This window comes from Salinicoccus albus DSM 19776 (genome assembly GCF_000385175.1).
Lineage (GTDB): Bacteria > Bacillota > Bacilli > Staphylococcales > Salinicoccaceae > Salinicoccus > Salinicoccus albus.
Genome location: NZ_ARQJ01000019.1, coordinates 23,909 through 39,692 on the forward strand (window position 1 = coordinate 23,909; position 15,784 = coordinate 39,692).

Below are 15,784 nucleotides of genomic sequence, written 5' to 3' on the forward strand. Positions count from 1 at the left end.
TATTATGAAAGATAAAATTATTACCCAGGTCTAATTGTTCGCACTTTGAAACAGTTTTCAATCTGTTCCATGCGATCTTCTCAAATTTTTTAATCAAATAGAAAGAATTTACATATTATTTTTGAGTATATGGGTATAGATAAGTAAATGAAAACGCTGCAATAAAAATGTACGATTCTGTACCGCAGCCACCGTGTATCAAGGAAGGAAATGAAAAATATGTTCAGAAAAATCATTTTTATAATTACTATTCTCAATACACTGCTGCTCTTCATGCGCGGGACCATGATAATGGTCTCCATTTCCGGAACAATACTTGCAGCCACGACAGTAACCGGCGTTATACTGCTGATACTTGGCATCACTTCATTAATCCCTTATCCTCGTCACAGCCAAGATTTGTTTTACAGTTACTTCGTGATTATTTGGAATCTTATCATTTTAATACTTATCTTTTCCATCATTTTTGTTTCTGTGGAGAGTGCAGTCGTTTGATCTTGACTATCTTTGACCTTTATGATATCATATAATTACAAAGTCGATAGGGTATTGAAGCAACGGTTACTCCAATCATTTTACCAGGACTTTGAATATAATCATAAAAGGAGAGATATGAAATGGCTTTTGAAATGAAACCATTTAACAATAGCTTATTTGATATGAGCTCTAGTGATATGTTTAAAGATTTTGGTCGCAGATTTTTTGCTGACTTTCCTAAACAAGGTATGAAAACCGACATTAGGGAAGTAGAGGATTTCTATGTCGTCGAAGCAGAACTGCCAGGTATTGACAAAGAAAACATCAACATTGAGTTTAACAGCGGTATACTGACAATAGAGGGACAGCAATCAGTAGACAATGAGGCCAAAGATGAAAATGGCAAAGTCATCCACAGCGAAAGAAGTTATAATAACATCAAACGTCAATTTAACTTTGAACACATTGATGAAACTGGCATTTCAGCAAACTTTGATCACGGCATCTTAAACATCACACTGCCTAAAAGCAACAGTGAAACCAGTTCAAAACACATTGAAATTCAATAATTGAAGGCAAATCCCGTTTAAATCCCTGCAAGGATCTAAGCGGGATTTTTTCGTTCTACATTCAACTTCATTTTATGGTGTAATTTTTTACAAAATCTCGTATAATCAAAGTATTAAGTATAAGAGGGGGAGGACAATGGCACAATTTATAATCACACCGGAAAATGCACTGATTGACGAACTGCTGGAGATAAAATTAACAGGTTGTGTGCCTGCTCAGAACGTAATTATACGCGCTGAAAGTTATGATGAAGAGATGAATAGATTTACTGCTTTCGGAGAATTTATCACAAATGCGGAGGGAAGTATCCGCCTGGCATCACAAAAACCGCAGACCGGCTCTTACGACATCATCGACGGAATGGGACTGTTCTGGTCGATGGCATTCGATGATCCTAAAATAAATACTTTTTATCATAAGACCGGCGCCTCACCTGTCAAAGTGACGCTGAGTGCTGAAATCAATGACAACATCATTGCCCAGACGTTGGTTGAAAGACGGTATTCAGCCAATAATATTAATGAAGTCGAGATATCTGAAGATGGTTTGGTGGGGACGTTGTACCATCCGGTCGGTGACGATACTTACCCCGGGGTTATCATCCTGGGCGGTTCGGACGGCGGCAAACTTGATAATGCTGCGGCGCTGCTTGCTTCACACGGCTACTCTGCGATGGCATTAGCATACTTTGGTATAGAAAATCTGCCAAAAAGCCTGATAAATATTCCGCTGGAATACTTTGAGAAAGCAATACACTGCCTGCAACAGCAGCCGAATACAGATCCGGATAACATCGGTATTATCGGCTACTCACGCGGCGCGGAACTTGCTTTACAGCTTGGCAGTATTTTCCCCGCGATTAAAGCAGTCATCGCAGGTGCACCAAGCAATGTCAGACATGCAGGACTGGATAACTATATGCCCGTGCAAGCATCTGCATGGTCATATCAGGATGAGTCACTGCCTTATATGAAAGTGAAGAACAATTTCTTAACATCGGCAGGTTTTTTCTCCAAATTCCTCACCCGCCGGCCGATTTCAAATCTCCCCCTATTCTCAAGGATGATGGATGACTGGGAACAGGCGGAAGCCGCTTCTATACCTGTCGAGAACATCAACGGAGCTGTGCTGCTGATTTCAGGCGGAGATGATCAATTATGGCCGTCCGGTTTATATGCGAAAATGATCATGGCGCGTTTATCTGAAACACATCATCCGTTCGCATATCACCACCTGAATTACAGTAATGCAGGACATTTTATGAGCTTTCCATATGCCTTCCCTAATATGCCCCCCGAAATCCTTATGACAAGCGGCCCGGTGACAATGACCTTCGGCGGCAGTCAGATCACCAATAACCGCGCGGCTGAAGATTCATGGAGAAAAATCCTTGAATTTTTTAGTACCTATCTGCAAAGACACTGCTGAAGACGAAGCGCATACCGATGCCCGTCCGGTCGAGCGTTATAATCATTATCCCTTCTGATTTCTATATTTCATTGTTTCAACTGCCGACATCACCCTAAAGTGCACAGACATGTGAATTTCTTTGCTATAATTGATAACAAGCTGTCTGTGCATAAAGGATTATGAAGGTGGAAGCTTGGTGTAACAGTAACTAATAAGCGGAGGGGAAGTGTCTTAAAATGGCAATGTCTTATGAGAAAAATTTAAAGAAAAATTATTTGGATCTGCTGGCACGAAATTTCGATCGGGAAGAGAAAGTTGCTACAGAGATCATAAATCTGGAATCAATCCTGGACCTGCCAAAGGGGACGGAGCATTTTGTGAGCGATTTACACGGCGAACATCATGCCTTTCAGCATGTGCTGAGAAATGGTTCCGGCAATGTGCGTGAAAAAATCAAGGACATTTTCAAAGCTTCAATGACCGAAAAAGAGATCAGTCAATTTGCTGCACTGGTTTATTACCCGGAAGATAAACTGCAGGTGATTAAGAATCAGTTTGAATCAAAAGAAGAATTAGATGGATGGTATGTGACGACCATCCATCAGATGATAGACCTGATTGCTTATGCATCTTCCAAGTATACACGTTCCAAACTGCGTAAAGCCCTGCCGGAACAGTTTGTCTTTATCATTGAGGAACTGCTGTACAAAAGTGATGAATATTCCAATAAAAAACCATACTACGAAAAACTTGTCCAGCAGATTATCGATCTCGGGCAGGCGGATAAACTTCTCATCGGTCTGTCCTATACCACCCAAAGGCTGGTAGTGAATCATCTGCATGTTGTCGGAGATATATACGACCGAGGCCCGGAACCGGATAAAATTATGGAAACACTGATCAACTACCATTCTGTAGATATCCAGTGGGGGAATCATGATGTACTCTGGGCAGGCGCCTATGCAGGCTCAAAAGTATGCCTGGCCAACATTCTAAGAATATGTGCCCGTTACGATAACTTGAACATTATCGAAGATGCGTACGGCATCAACCTGCGTCCGCTCGTAAACCTTGCCGAAAAATATTACGGGGATAATCCTGCCTTCCATCCCAAGAAAACGGCAGACAGCAATCTTTCAGAACAAGAAAAGACACAGATCACCAAAATTCATCAGGCAATCTCCATCATTCAATTCAAACTTGAAGCCCCCATCATTAAGAGGCGTCCTTATTTTGATATGGATGAACGGCTAGTGCTGGAGAAAGTGGATTATGACACGCAGGAAATCACTGTCTACGGCCACACATATCAGCTCGAAAACACTTGTTTTTCAACAGTGGACCGGAATGACCCGGACAGACTTCTTGAAGAGGAAGCGGAAGTCATAAACAAACTGCTGCTTTCTGTACAGCAATCGGAAAAACTAAAAAGACATATGAACTTCATGATGAAAGAGGGCAGTCTTTATCTTAAATATAACGGCAATCTGCTGATTCATGGATGTATTCCAGTAGATGAAAACGGCGATATGGAAGAGATGGAAATTGAAGGTCAGAAATACGGGGGGCGCGAGCTTCTGGACCAATTTGAAATGTACTTCCGTCAGGCGTTTGCAGATAAAGAAACGACAGATGATCTGGCAACGGACCTGGTCTGGTACCTTTGGACAGGAAAATATTCATCGCTCTTTGGCAAGCGTGCAATGACAACGTTCGAACGTTATTTCATCAAAGACAAGGCATCCCATAAAGAAGAAAAAAACCCATATTATCATTTAAGGGAAGACGTGGACATGTGCCGCAAGATGCTTACGGAATTTGACCTTGACCCTGAACAGGGACATATTATAAATGGCCACACACCGGTTAAGGAAAGGGATGGAGAAAACCCGATCAAAGCAGACGGCAAGATGATCGTCATCGATGGCGGTTTCTCTAAAGCATATCAGTCCACCACAGGGATTGCAGGATATACACTGCTGTATAATTCCTACGGCATGCAGCTCGTTGCCCATCAACATTTTAATTCAAAAGAAAAGGTGCTGCATAACGGTGCAGATGCATTATCCGCACGACGGATCGTGGACAAAGAACTGAAACGTAAAAAAGTTAGGGATACAAATATCGGAGAACAGCTTCAGGAGGAGATCGTGCTTCTGAAAGAACTGATGTCCTACCGTTATATGAACTGATATCACAGCAATTATCCAGAGCATTGAGAAATCATGAATCTCAATGCTCTTTCTTTACTTTTTACAGATATAAGCCGCTGCAATATGTTGCCATATCTGCGATATGTGTTATTCTTTTTATAATTGTTGAAATAGTTAGTCAAATTTAAGCCGGTTAAACTTTACGTTTCATATTTTAATATAAAGCGAGGTGTGATCATGGACGCTTTTCCATTGACTGGATGGTTGATTCTCATTGTTCCTCCAATACTTATGATTCTCTCAGTCGCTCTGTGGTATGTCAGAGAAGTTAAAATGGAAAAAATGGAAGATGAACTGATTAAGAAACAATATAATAATTCCTAAAGGGGGATGGATATTTTGGGTTCAACAGGGATTCTGATTATTTTTATTCTTTATTTAGTTATGCTGCTGGGCATCGGTATCTGGTCAGCCCGGACAAGCAGCAAGGGGGCATCTGAATATTTTCTCGGTGGCAGAAAGCTGGGGCCATGGGTCATTTCCATGAGTGAAAAAGCATCGGAAAGCAGCGGATTTATGACCGTCGGCCTGCCGGGTGAGGGTTATAACACGGGTATGAGCGCCGCCTGGAACTCAGTATCGGCTGTATTTTCCATCTTTAACTGGTTTTTCTTCGCGAAACCGATCAGGAGAATTTCTGAGATTCAGAAGTCCATTACGATTCCTGAGTTCCTGTCGTCCCGTTTCCAGGATGACACGAATTCAATGCGCATTGTATCGATTGTCGTCATGACTGTTTTCCAGACCGTATATGTGACGGCACAATTTGTTGCTTTTGGTGTACTATTCGAAGTTGTCCTCGGTTTAAATTTTGCGACAGGCGTCATTGCTGGCGGTATCATCACAATTATTTATACAGTGCTGGGCGGTTTTTTTGCCGTTTCACTGACGGACTTCATCCAGGGAATCATCATCGCTTTCGCGCTGTTCTTCCTGCCAATTATTGGAATCATGGAAGTCGGCGGATTTAATGAATTGGGATATCAGCTCACAGCATCCATGGGGTCTGAATTTCTGATGCCGCTATTCGGTGAGTCCGCTCTGACGTTTGCAGGTCTTATCGCAATCATCAGTTACTTATTCATTGGCTTTGGTTTCAACGGATCTCCGCATATACTGGTCCGTTATATGGCCCTCAGAAACACGCGTGACGTGAAGCGCATCGCACTGATTGGAATTATCTGGATGATGATTGCATACTACGGGGCAGTTTTAATCGGTATGGCTGGAGTCGTGTTATTTCCGGACCTGGCAGACCCTGAGCAGATCTTCCCGACGATGGCGGTCGAACTGCTGCCATGGTGGCTTGCAGGTATCATCCTGGCAGGTTCACTGTCAGCAATGATGTCGTCAATTGACTCCATGCTGCTGATTGCGTCGTCAACCATTGCCGAAGACTTATGGAATAAAATTTTCCATAAGGGAGAACTTAATGAGGAAAAAACCATTCTGATTTCACGCATTGCAACGATCCTGCTTGGTGCCTTCGGTATCGTCATTGCCATCAATCCGCTGGATTCCGTATTCTGGATGGCAGTATTTGCCTGGGCAGGACTGGCTACCTGCTTCGGGCCGCCGATTATCCTCTCTCTTTTCTGGAAACGCGTGACGAAAATCGGGGCGATTGCAGGTATGATTACAGGACCCGCCGTCACAGTCCTCTGGTATTTGTTCCCGCCGCTGGATATTTATGAGGGCGGACCGGCATTCATCTCAGCACTCATTGTCATCGTTGTTGTCAGCTTGTTTACTAAACCGCCGGAAGGCGACAGATTTGAGAAGTTCTGGGATGAATACACACGGAAAAATGAGCTGGGTAGGCCATCATTCCAGCCTTCTGATCTGGAAACTGTCCAAAAACTTGAAACTCAGGATCTGACTACAAAAACAGAAAAAGAGATCATTATGGAACTGCTTGACGGCAAGTTTAAAACCGCAAGTACATTCGAAAATGGATAAGGAGGAGCCATTGTGGAGGAACAAAGTACGGAATCAATATCATTGATTCAAACACCCTATGATCTTGAGGGCAGAGAACTGGTATGTTATCCATATTTGATCACAACGCTGAAGATCAGCATGCCCAGACCTTTTCTGAAACCAAGAATCGTTTTTACAGTAGTTACCACTGATCTGGTTAAAGGCATTGCGGCAAGGGCAAATATGTTCCCAGAAGCAGATAAGATTCATATTCAAAAATCCGCACTGGTCCCCCCGGTTATTTCTTATGAGCAAGCAGTCAGTCAGGCAAGAAAGCTCGCACTTAAATGGATCATGTACAAATTCCATGTATTCCGGACACCTGCCATCGAAATCGTCCAGGAGCAGGAATCCTACAAAGCATTCTTCTTCGTTGAAACAGAGAATAAGAGAGCTCTTGTGGATTCGGTGAAAGGACTCGACCGAGACGATATATAAGCGTTTATTTTATTGTTCCTTAAATTCAGATAGATATCGAAGCTATCTGATTTGAGGCGCTTTTTTTATCATTTGATACACAAAACAATTTATAGAAAGGAATTTTATCATGATGGATTTTAAAGGGAGAAGGGAAAGGCTCAGAGAAAAGATGGAAGAGAACGGCTGCCCTCTCATCATCATCACCAGTCCGGACTCGATTTATTATTACACAGGTTTTCATGGTGCCCTCGGCATTGAATGGGGCCGGCCGGAGCTCTTTCTCATGACCATAGACCAGGGCCCTGCAATCATCACGCCTTCGATGGAAGAGGAAATGGCCTACAGACAGACACAGATCTCCAATATCCGGCCGTGGATAGACGGACTCGCCGGGGAATGGAGAGAGCAGCTTATCCATTATATGAAGTCTTATAAAGGGGAAAATATCGGCGTCGATTATTATTCCATGCCCCACGTTGTTTGGGATTTTCTTACAGTACATATTCACAAAGAACAGATTACGGATATTACTCCAATCATCGAAAAGATGCGGATGATTAAAGATAAGGATGAAATACAGATCGCCCGCCATACAGGCGAAGTGGCGACAGCTATGCTGGAAGGCGCAATGAAAGCAGCCGTGCCGGGCGTCAGAGAATTCGAAGTTTCTCTGGCTGCAAGAAAAGCCGGAACATATAAAGCAGCTGAATTAATGCAGCAGTATTATGCGGATGAAAATCCCTTTAACCACCCGGCCATCAGCAGTCAGCAGATCATGGCTACAGGTGAACACACGACAATGTGTCATCACAGAAACAGTCTGACAAAGCTCGTCCATGGCGAACCATTATTCATTTGCCATTGCGGTTCAGCCCATTTTAAAGGGTTTAACCTTGGATTTGACCGGACGCTTTTTATCGGAGAAATTAATGACGAAGTCAGCAAACTGCTGGATGTCGCCGAGAAATCCCAGCAAGCTGCTCTGTCGGTGATCAAACCGGGCGCCGTGGCTGAAGAGGTATTTAAGGCTTATGCCGGGGTCATAGAAGGCGCAGGCTACCCGATTCCGTTCAGAGCAGGGAGAGCAGTCGGCTTTTCTGTCAACGAAGCGCCGCAGCTTGCCAAAGGGGATGAAACCATTTTGGAGGAAGGCATGGTATTTGCAGTCGACGGGGGCGCTGAAACTGGTCAGTACCGTACGCAGGTCGGAGACAGCATTGTTGTCACGAAGGATGGCTGTGAAATCCTCACACCGTTTACCAATGACCATGAATCATTGATTACGGGGAAATAGGGCATACCGAATTGAACTGTATACTTTATCTTACAGTTCAATTCTTTTTTATATTGAATGAATTTGATATAATCCAGTGGATAAACGAAGGAGTAATGCTGGAAATGAAAAAGGGAATTATCTCATTAATAATCATCATCCTGGCTGCCTGCGGCATAATATTAGCCAACGAACAAAGTGAACAGGGGCTGGTTGCAGATATTAAATATCACGTGCTGCCGGACCCAATGGAACGGAACACTTATGACACCGGTCAGTGTACCCATTACATTTTCGAAAAGGTTAAAGAACGCGGGCATATGATAGAATCCGACTGGAGTGATGCAGAGCATTGGGCGGAAAACGCAGAAGCGGATGAATATGTTGTCAATGATCAGCCTGAAACAGGTGCTATCATGCAGACCGCCAGAGGTGAAATCGGCCATGTGGCCTATATTGAATCAGTCAACTCGGATGGCTCAATTCACATCTCGGAAATGAATCTTTATGAACCGCATGAAGTCACTGAACGAACGATTGAAGCCCAGAACCTCAACGATTACACGTACATCCATCCAAAAATCAATCCGCATGCTGAATATGAACGCATCCAGGATAACGCATAAGGCACACTGATGATTTCAGCAGTGTGCCTGTTTTATGTTAAACTTTAAGTATTCCTCACAATATTTTAAAATGTTTGAATTATATGCTTCGGGGAATATTTTATAAAACTGGGATGGAAGGAGAATCATGATGTCGATGCCTTTTGATATTATGCTGAACGGTAAGATTCAGCGGGTAGAAGAACAGGAGACAATACGCGGCTATTTGGAAAAGCAGAATATCGAACCGCCAAGCCTCTGTTATCATCCAAGCCTTGGTGCACTGGAAACGTGTGATACCTGTATTGTAAAAGTAAACGGTGAGTTTGAACGCGCCTGCTCGACACAACTGAAGCCGGGTGACGTAATTGAAACGGAAACGATGGATGATGAGGTTCATGAAGCGCAGCTGATAGCGATGGACAGGGTGCTGGGCAACCACGAACTCTACTGTACTGTTTGTGATTTCAATAACGGTAACTGTGAGATACATAATACAGTTAAGGAAATGAAAATTGAACATCAGGAAACACCACATACTTCGAAAGACTCCGGTGTCCAGTGGAACGCCTTTTATCGTTATGATCCCGATCAGTGCATTCTTTGCGGCCGCTGCGTGGAAGCCTGTCAGGATTTACAGGTTAATGAAACATTGCTGATCGACTGGAATTTGGAAAGACCGCGAGTAATCTGGGATAACGACACGACAATTGACGAATCATCCTGTGTGAACTGCGGCCATTGCGCAACAGTCTGTCCTTGTAATGCAATGATGGAAGTAGGCATGGAAGGTGAAGCCGGCTTCCTGACAAACATGGCCAAAGAAACATTCAGACCAATGGTGGACGTAACCAAAGAAGTTGAAACTGGATACGGCTCATTGATGACTGTCTCAGATGTCGAGGCCCAAATGAGAGAAGAACGTATCGAAAAAACTAAAACAGTATGCACCTACTGCGGTGTTGGATGTTCATTTGATATATGGACAAAAGATCGGGAAATTTTAAAAATTGAACCCTCTGTGGATGCTCCGGCGAACGGTGTTTCCACTTGTGTGAAAGGAAAGTTCGGCTGGGACTTTGTCAACAGTGAAGAACGACTTACAAAACCACTCATCCGTGAAGGGGATGCCTTCAGGGAAACGGAATGGGAAGAAGTTCTAGACCTTATAGAAGGAAAATTCAAAGAAAAGATGGCCCAACAAGGTTCGGATGCACTCGGCTTTATCTCTTCCTCAAAATGTACGAATGAAGAATCATACTTAATGCAAAAGCTGGCACGCGGCGTTATCGGTACAAATAACATTGATAACTGTTCAAGATACTGTCAGTCCCCAGCGACAATGGGCTTATGGCGTACTGTCGGCTACGGCGGGGATTCAGGCAGCATTAATGACGATATCGCCCAGGCTGAACTCATCATTACAGTCGGTTCCAACACTGCTGAATCCCATCCAGTTTTGGCCACACGCGTCAAACGTGCTCAAAAACTGCATGGGCAGAAAGTAATTGTGGCGGACCTCCGTAAGCACGAACTTGCAGACCGGGCGGACTTATTTGTCCAGCCGGCGCCAGGCAGTGATCTTGTATGGCTCTCCGCAGTTACAAAATATATCATTGACCAGGGATGGCAGGATGATGATTTCCTTGAGCAACACGTCAATGATGTTGAGGCGTATATGGAAAGCCTGGACAAATATACGCTTGCCTATGCAGAAGAAGTTACAGGCATGACCAGAGATGAATTAATCGAAATAGCCACTTCAATTCATGAAGCTAAAACAACATCTATCCTGTGGGCGATGGGTGTCACACAGCATGGCGGCGGCAGTGATACAAGTACTGCCATATCGAACCTGCTGCTCATTACAGGCAACTATATGAAACAGGGCGCGGGTGCATATCCGCTCAGAGGACATAATAATGTTCAGGGAGCGAGCGATTTCGGCAGTATGCCTGACCGCTTCCCGGGCTATCAGTTCGTCACTGATGATGAGGTCCGTCATCGTTTTGAAAAGAGCTGGGACACAGAATTATCTGTAGAACCTGGACTGAACAACCATGAAATGGTCGACGCCATACACGAAGGTAAATTAGAGGTTTTATATCTCAAGGGTGAAGACATGGGCATTGTCGATTCAAATATCAACTATGTTCAATCCGCTTTTGAAAAATTGGATTTCTTCGTAGTACAGGACATCTTCTTCTCTAAGACTTGTGAATATGCAGATGTAGTCCTGCCGGCAAGTCCGAGTCTTGAAAAAGACGGCACATTTGTCAATACAGAACGCCGCTTCCAACGACTTTATAAAGCGTTGAATCCGCTTGGAGAATCCAAACCGGACTGGCAGATCATTAAGGAAATTGCCAACCGTCTCGATGCCGAATGGCACTATGATCATCCAGGTGAAATTATGGATGAGGCAGCTTCCTTAACACCGATGTTTGCCGGTGTGAGCTACGACCGTCTGGAAGGGTACGACAGCCTGCAGTGGCCGGTGGCAGCAGACGGTACGGATACACCGCTTTTATTCGAAAAAGAGTTCCCGCTGCCTGAAGGTAAAGCGAGACTGTGGCCGGTTGAATGGACAAAACCGATAGATTTCGGAGATGAGTATGACCTGCACGTCAATAACGGACGTATACTCGAACACTTCCATGAAGGAAATATGACATATAAATCCGAGGCGATTACAGGAAAAACACCCGGTGTATTTCTTGAAGTATCTCCGGAACTTGCCAAAGAACGCGGTGTTGAAGACGGCACCAAAGTACGGTTGTTGTCGCCTTACGGCAAAGTAAAGGTCAGCTGTATTGTCACAGACAGAGTATCAGGCAACCAGCTCTATCTCCCGATGAACACAGCCGGAGAAGGCGCAATTAACTATCTGACAAGCTCTCATGCAGATAAGGATACAGATACCCCGGCTTACAAAGAAGTGTCTGTGAAGATGGAAGTACTTGAACCCAAAGGAGAAAGCCCGCTGACAAAAATGAATCACCGTTACGGTAATCCACAGCCACAGATCGGTGTCGGGGTGGAAAAGAAATGGGCACGCAGTGACTATGTATTCCCCGGCGACATCGTTAAAGGAAGAAGGTCGTATAAATAATGGCCAAATCAACAAAAGTCATTCATAAAATGGAAAACGACCCGAATGCCAGGCATGAACAGGAGATAAAGGAGCTGGAGCAACAACTTTTAGCACATAAAGAGAGTCTGAATGAGCTGCTTTCCATACTGGATAAATTGAATGATCAGGAAATTCTCAACATACTGAATGCCGGACTTGGTCAAAGCGATCAGATCACTCAACGTATTATTACAGCCGTGAAGGACACGGATGCTTCAAAATCCATTAAGAATATGCTGCTTATCTTTCAGCTGCTTGCTGCTTTGGATATGGAACAGCTGGAACCTTTGATTATTAAATTCAAAAAAGGCGTTGAAAAAGCCGGTAAATATGAACATGGCGGCGAACGCGGGGGTTACGCAAGCCTGCTTTCTGCATTGAAAGATCCTGAAGTGATAGAAGGAACAAATATAATGCTCAGGATTGTCCAGGGGCTGGGCACTAATGTCAGCGGGGAGAAAAAAACAGAATCGCAGCTGGAACAGTATGCAGACAGAGAGAGACAGCTGCAAAAAGAGGAAAGAAGAGTGAGCCGCACTTCACCAAAATGGTATATCTTCATCGGCGGAGCAGTGGTGGCATTAGTACCGTTTATGTTTAAGAAAAAATGAATTATGCCTGATAAATGGAAGGGGGCTCCCATCAACGGGAGACCCCTTTTATCATTTGCCTCATCGCACCTAGATGATATGCAGAATGAGATAAACTTCCCTGTATAACATGTCTATCGAAAGTTTCAAATGCAGATTCATCAATCAGCGCCAACAATCGGTGATATTGTGTTTCGATCCCTCTTTTTATCTCAAACCATTCTTCTTCATTCACTTTACTGATTTCCCAGCTCACATGCCAATTCACATCCTGATCTTTGCCTTCAAGGTTATTACAGCATACATCCGTATGATACATCGTATGATGGGCATGCGCAGCGATTGTCGTTCCATTAATATCCACAGATGCCTGACTCGCATTGATAGATCTCAAGGTCCCAAAAATCCCCGTTTCCGCTCTGGACTCTACAAAACGGCTGGGTGAACCCTCTTCAATACCTTCAAACGTTTCTGTTAACACAGACTTTATGACATCCTTCATGTACTATCCTCCTAAGTCAAACAACTATATTAAAGCATCTATTATCATGTATATACCCAATATTAATAAACCGAACCGTAACACCTGGGACAGCGTATGGCTGTTTAGAGACCGGTTAATTTTGACACCTATTTTAGAACCGATATAGGTCGCAATTATCAATAATGCAGCATACCCCCATAAAATATTTCCTTGGGCAAAATGACCCACGGCACTTGAAAGGCTGGAAGAAAAAATGATGATCATACTTGTAGCAACTGCAGCATGGGGGGAAAAGTTAAGCACAATAATCATCAGAGGTGTCATCAACGCACCGCCGCCGACCCCGAATAAACCGGCACTGATACCAATGAAGAATGATGCTGTAATACTCTGGAGAGGTTTAAATGCTTTCTTCTCTTTGTAAAGGCCATCCTTTTTATCAATCATTTTATTTTTAGAAGTTAAGACAGTGAAAATAACGAGTAAAAAAAGACCAAATATGATACCGAACGAATCTTGATCCAAGAACCTGCTTAGATAAGCACCCAGGAGCGCACCCGGCATTATGCCGATAGAAAACAATGTACCGTTTCGAATATCCGTTGTTTTGGATTTCCCGTATGCAAGCATGGAGAATAATCCGGTGAAGACGAGCGTTACAGCAGAGGTGCCCACCGCATTCTGCACAGTCATTGCATCGAGTATATGAGTATTATTTCCCAGGTAAATCAACGCAGGCACGATAATCACCCCGCCGCCGATTCCCATGAGTGCACCAATAATTGATGCGATAATTCCTATGAGCAGTAAAAGTATAATGTCCATTCAAGCACCGCTTCTCCCTGTATATCACCCATTAGACACTATTTCCTGCATCGTTCTGTCTACACTTTGCTCATATACTCTGCCAAATTTCACCAGATGAACCATCAGCAGATAGAGTTTATAAAATTGGATGCGGCTCCACGCATCATCATCAAGTGGATAGTCTTCCTGATAGGCATGATAGAAGTCTTCAGTGAATCCGCCAAAAACCAAAGTCGCACCCAGATCAAATTCACGGTCTCCATATAATGGTGCAGGATCGAATAATACCGGATTTCCATCTGTCAGGAACATATAATTTCCCGCCCACAGATCACCGTGCAGCAATGAGGAGACACTTTCGCGTTCTTCCAGCGTTTCAACAATAATCTTACGCACCTGCTGGTAAGTTGCAGCCTGGGCCTTATTCCATAAACCTTTTTCAATGATTGAATCATTCAACTGGTCCAGACGGCGATTGACAAACAGCTCTTTCCATGACCCGGTCCATGTATTATCAAAGGAAATGTCCCCGCCCTCAAACGGCAGATCATACCCGAAGCGGTTGTCTGGATGATGTTTTTGGTGCAGCTTGGCCACCAGACGCCCGAGTTTACGCTGACTGCCCCTGGCGCCCGCCTCTAAATAGTCCAGCAACAGATAAGCATTGCCGTCTATTTCTCCATTCCCCTGAACAACAGGGGCCGTCACACCGGCATTCTGGAATTCTTTCAAACCCGCAACTTCAGCGGCATAAAAATCAGCGGTATGATTCGGCTGGACGAGCAGGAAATAAGATTGATCTGCCGTATCTACACGATATGCATCGTTCACATCTCCGCCAGCCACAGGGATGATATTTTGAATATTTTCTGCAGGCAGCTGGCGCTTCCATTGCTGATTCATAAAATCACTCCTTGAAAAATAATATAATCCTTAAACATATTAGTATGTTAAAAACCTGTGTAACAGTGTTATCAAATAATTATAATGCTTCTCATCATTTTGTAACGCCACCCATTATATCGCTGTAATGGGTGGCGTTACTGCGCGAACAAAGTAAGAACTGTATACACAACAGACACAATGAACGCGATCAGAAAGGCTTCAAAGATGATTGATGATATACTCCCCTTGTCCCCTTTCTTAAACATGTTTATCACGAAATTTGCTGCGATGCAGAATATAAATAAGGCAGCGAAAGTGATGACATAATACATAATGGTCTCCTTAAAACTCCAATGATTTATGATAATTCTAACATATCTCTCTGCAAATATACTTCTTTGGAAAAACATTAGAAATGCTATATGGTATAGGTACCTGCACATGCAGAAAGAAGGGGTAAAATGAAAGAAACAATCAGAACACACAACAAAGCAAATCGATATTATCATGATTAAAACATTGTCTTAATAGCAGCCGGATGAAGGTCTTTCATATGCTCTGGATTCAAGCGTTGATAAGAGGACTCATACCTTTGGCCATAATGGGCACACTTTCTGTTTTTCTTTACTTCGACGATCAGATTTATACTGCTGGCGGGACTTTCATCACAGGAATGATCATCACAGTGGTCTGCGCAGCTACAGTGATATACGATGTGGACAGATGGGGGTTGAGAAAACAGACCCTCGTCCACTTCCTGATCATGCTTGTGACAGTGTACCCGCTGCTTATCATCAGCGGGTGGTTCAGTACATCCTCAGTCACAGACTATCTCCTGATTTTCCTGTTGTTCATATGCACTGGTGTAATTATCTGGTCGGCTGTCCTGGGAGCGATTAAAATTGTCACCCATAAAAAGAAACCGCGTCCGTGAGGA

14 protein-coding genes are annotated in these 15,784 nt (G+C 43.7%); 11 read left to right on the forward strand and 3 right to left on the reverse strand.

Going from position 1 to position 15,784, the window contains the following annotated elements:
* Nucleotides 1-219: 219 nt before the first annotated feature.
* From G343_RS0102610 to G343_RS0102660, 10 genes are all read left to right on the forward strand, one after another.
* Nucleotides 220-495 (forward strand): hypothetical protein, encoded by a 276-nt coding sequence (locus tag G343_RS0102610; RefSeq protein ID WP_020006553.1) that lies wholly within the window; start codon nucleotides 220-222, stop codon nucleotides 493-495.
* Between the two features lie 122 nt (nucleotides 496-617).
* Complete coding sequence (locus G343_RS0102615; RefSeq protein ID WP_020006554.1) at nucleotides 618-1,046, forward strand: Hsp20/alpha crystallin family protein; 429 nt, start codon at nucleotides 618-620, stop codon at nucleotides 1,044-1,046.
* Nucleotides 1,047-1,182: 136 nt separating this feature from the next.
* Entirely contained in the window at nucleotides 1,183-2,475 is a 1,293-nt protein-coding gene (locus G343_RS0102620) for an acyl-CoA thioesterase/bile acid-CoA:amino acid N-acyltransferase family protein (protein WP_020006555.1), read from the forward strand.
* A gap of 218 nt (nucleotides 2,476-2,693) precedes the next feature.
* On the forward strand, nucleotides 2,694-4,649 hold the full coding sequence (locus G343_RS0102625) for a fructose-bisphosphatase class III (RefSeq protein WP_020006556.1): 1,956 nt from the start codon (nucleotides 2,694-2,696) through the stop codon (nucleotides 4,647-4,649).
* A 351-nt stretch (nucleotides 4,650-5,000) separates the two neighbouring features.
* Complete coding sequence (locus tag G343_RS0102635; protein ID WP_033426501.1) at nucleotides 5,001-6,629, forward strand: sodium/proline symporter; 1,629 nt, start codon at nucleotides 5,001-5,003, stop codon at nucleotides 6,627-6,629.
* 12 nt (nucleotides 6,630-6,641) lie between these two features.
* A complete protein-coding gene (locus tag G343_RS0102640; protein WP_020006559.1) occupies nucleotides 6,642-7,088 on the forward strand; it encodes a hypothetical protein in 447 nt (148 codons plus the stop codon).
* A gap of 109 nt (nucleotides 7,089-7,197) precedes the next feature.
* Complete coding sequence (locus G343_RS0102645) at nucleotides 7,198-8,364, forward strand: M24 family metallopeptidase (RefSeq protein ID WP_020006560.1); 1,167 nt, start codon at nucleotides 7,198-7,200, stop codon at nucleotides 8,362-8,364.
* A gap of 104 nt (nucleotides 8,365-8,468) precedes the next feature.
* Nucleotides 8,469-8,969 carry a CHAP domain-containing protein gene (locus G343_RS0102650; protein ID WP_026366245.1) on the forward strand — a complete coding sequence of 167 codons (501 nt, stop codon included), beginning with the start codon at nucleotides 8,469-8,471 and terminating at the stop codon, nucleotides 8,967-8,969.
* 130 nt (nucleotides 8,970-9,099) lie between these two features.
* The gene (gene fdhF, locus G343_RS0102655) at nucleotides 9,100-12,060 is read left to right on the forward strand and encodes a formate dehydrogenase subunit alpha (RefSeq protein WP_020006562.1); all 2,961 of its coding nucleotides are present in this window, start codon (nucleotides 9,100-9,102) and stop codon (nucleotides 12,058-12,060) included.
* A complete protein-coding gene (locus G343_RS0102660) occupies nucleotides 12,060-12,692 on the forward strand; it encodes a helical membrane plugin domain-containing protein (RefSeq protein ID WP_020006563.1) in 633 nt (210 codons plus the stop codon). Before fdhF ends, G343_RS0102660 begins: the two co-directional genes overlap by 1 nt.
* 31 nt (nucleotides 12,693-12,723) lie before the next feature.
* On the opposite strand, the gene G343_RS0102665 is transcribed toward G343_RS0102660, so the two are convergent.
* Genes G343_RS0102665 through G343_RS0102675 form a run of 3 tightly spaced genes read right to left on the reverse strand, consistent with a single transcriptional unit; the run spans nucleotide 12,724 to nucleotide 14,865 of the window.
* Complete coding sequence (locus G343_RS0102665; RefSeq protein WP_020006564.1) at nucleotides 12,724-13,173, reverse strand: hypothetical protein; 450 nt, start codon at nucleotides 13,171-13,173, stop codon at nucleotides 12,724-12,726.
* A 24-nt stretch (nucleotides 13,174-13,197) separates the two neighbouring features.
* Entirely contained in the window at nucleotides 13,198-13,980 is a 783-nt protein-coding gene (locus G343_RS0102670; RefSeq protein ID WP_020006565.1) for a sulfite exporter TauE/SafE family protein, read from the reverse strand.
* A gap of 24 nt (nucleotides 13,981-14,004) precedes the next feature.
* A complete protein-coding gene (locus G343_RS0102675) occupies nucleotides 14,005-14,865 on the reverse strand; it encodes a fructosamine kinase family protein (protein WP_020006566.1) in 861 nt (286 codons plus the stop codon).
* 535 nt (nucleotides 14,866-15,400) lie between these two features.
* Here G343_RS0102675 and G343_RS0102685 point away from each other — a divergent pair.
* Nucleotides 15,401-15,781 carry a DUF3021 family protein gene (locus tag G343_RS0102685; protein WP_026366247.1) on the forward strand — a complete coding sequence of 127 codons (381 nt, stop codon included), beginning with the start codon at nucleotides 15,401-15,403 and terminating at the stop codon, nucleotides 15,779-15,781.
* The last annotated feature ends 3 nt before the right edge of the window (nucleotides 15,782-15,784 follow it).

Bases quoted from the DNA above. Each gene is read 5' to 3' on its own strand.
- G343_RS0102635 (WP_033426501.1), top strand. From the start codon at position 5,001: ATGGATATTTTGGGTTCAACAGGGATTCTGATTATTTTTATTCTTTAT.
- fdhF (WP_020006562.1), top strand. From the start codon at position 9,100: ATGTCGATGCCTTTTGATATTATGCTGAACGGTAAGATTCAGCGGGTA.
- G343_RS0102610 (WP_020006553.1), top strand. From the start codon at position 220: ATGTTCAGAAAAATCATTTTTATAATTACTATTCTCAATACACTGCTG.
- G343_RS0102620 (WP_020006555.1), top strand. From the start codon at position 1,183: ATGGCACAATTTATAATCACACCGGAAAATGCACTGATTGACGAACTG.
- G343_RS0102645 (WP_020006560.1), top strand. From the start codon at position 7,198: ATGATGGATTTTAAAGGGAGAAGGGAAAGGCTCAGAGAAAAGATGGAA.
- G343_RS0102685 (WP_026366247.1), top strand. From the start codon at position 15,401: ATGCTCTGGATTCAAGCGTTGATAAGAGGACTCATACCTTTGGCCATA.
- G343_RS0102675 (WP_020006566.1), bottom strand. From the start codon at position 14,865: ATGAATCAGCAATGGAAGCGCCAGCTGCCTGCAGAAAATATTCAAAAT.
- G343_RS0102615 (WP_020006554.1), top strand. From the start codon at position 618: ATGGCTTTTGAAATGAAACCATTTAACAATAGCTTATTTGATATGAGC.
- G343_RS0102670 (WP_020006565.1), bottom strand. From the start codon at position 13,980: ATGGACATTATACTTTTACTGCTCATAGGAATTATCGCATCAATTATT.
- G343_RS0102660 (WP_020006563.1), top strand. From the start codon at position 12,060: ATGGCCAAATCAACAAAAGTCATTCATAAAATGGAAAACGACCCGAAT.
- G343_RS0102625 (WP_020006556.1), top strand. From the start codon at position 2,694: ATGGCAATGTCTTATGAGAAAAATTTAAAGAAAAATTATTTGGATCTG.
- G343_RS0102665 (WP_020006564.1), bottom strand. From the start codon at position 13,173: ATGAAGGATGTCATAAAGTCTGTGTTAACAGAAACGTTTGAAGGTATT.
- G343_RS0102650 (WP_026366245.1), top strand. From the start codon at position 8,469: ATGAAAAAGGGAATTATCTCATTAATAATCATCATCCTGGCTGCCTGC.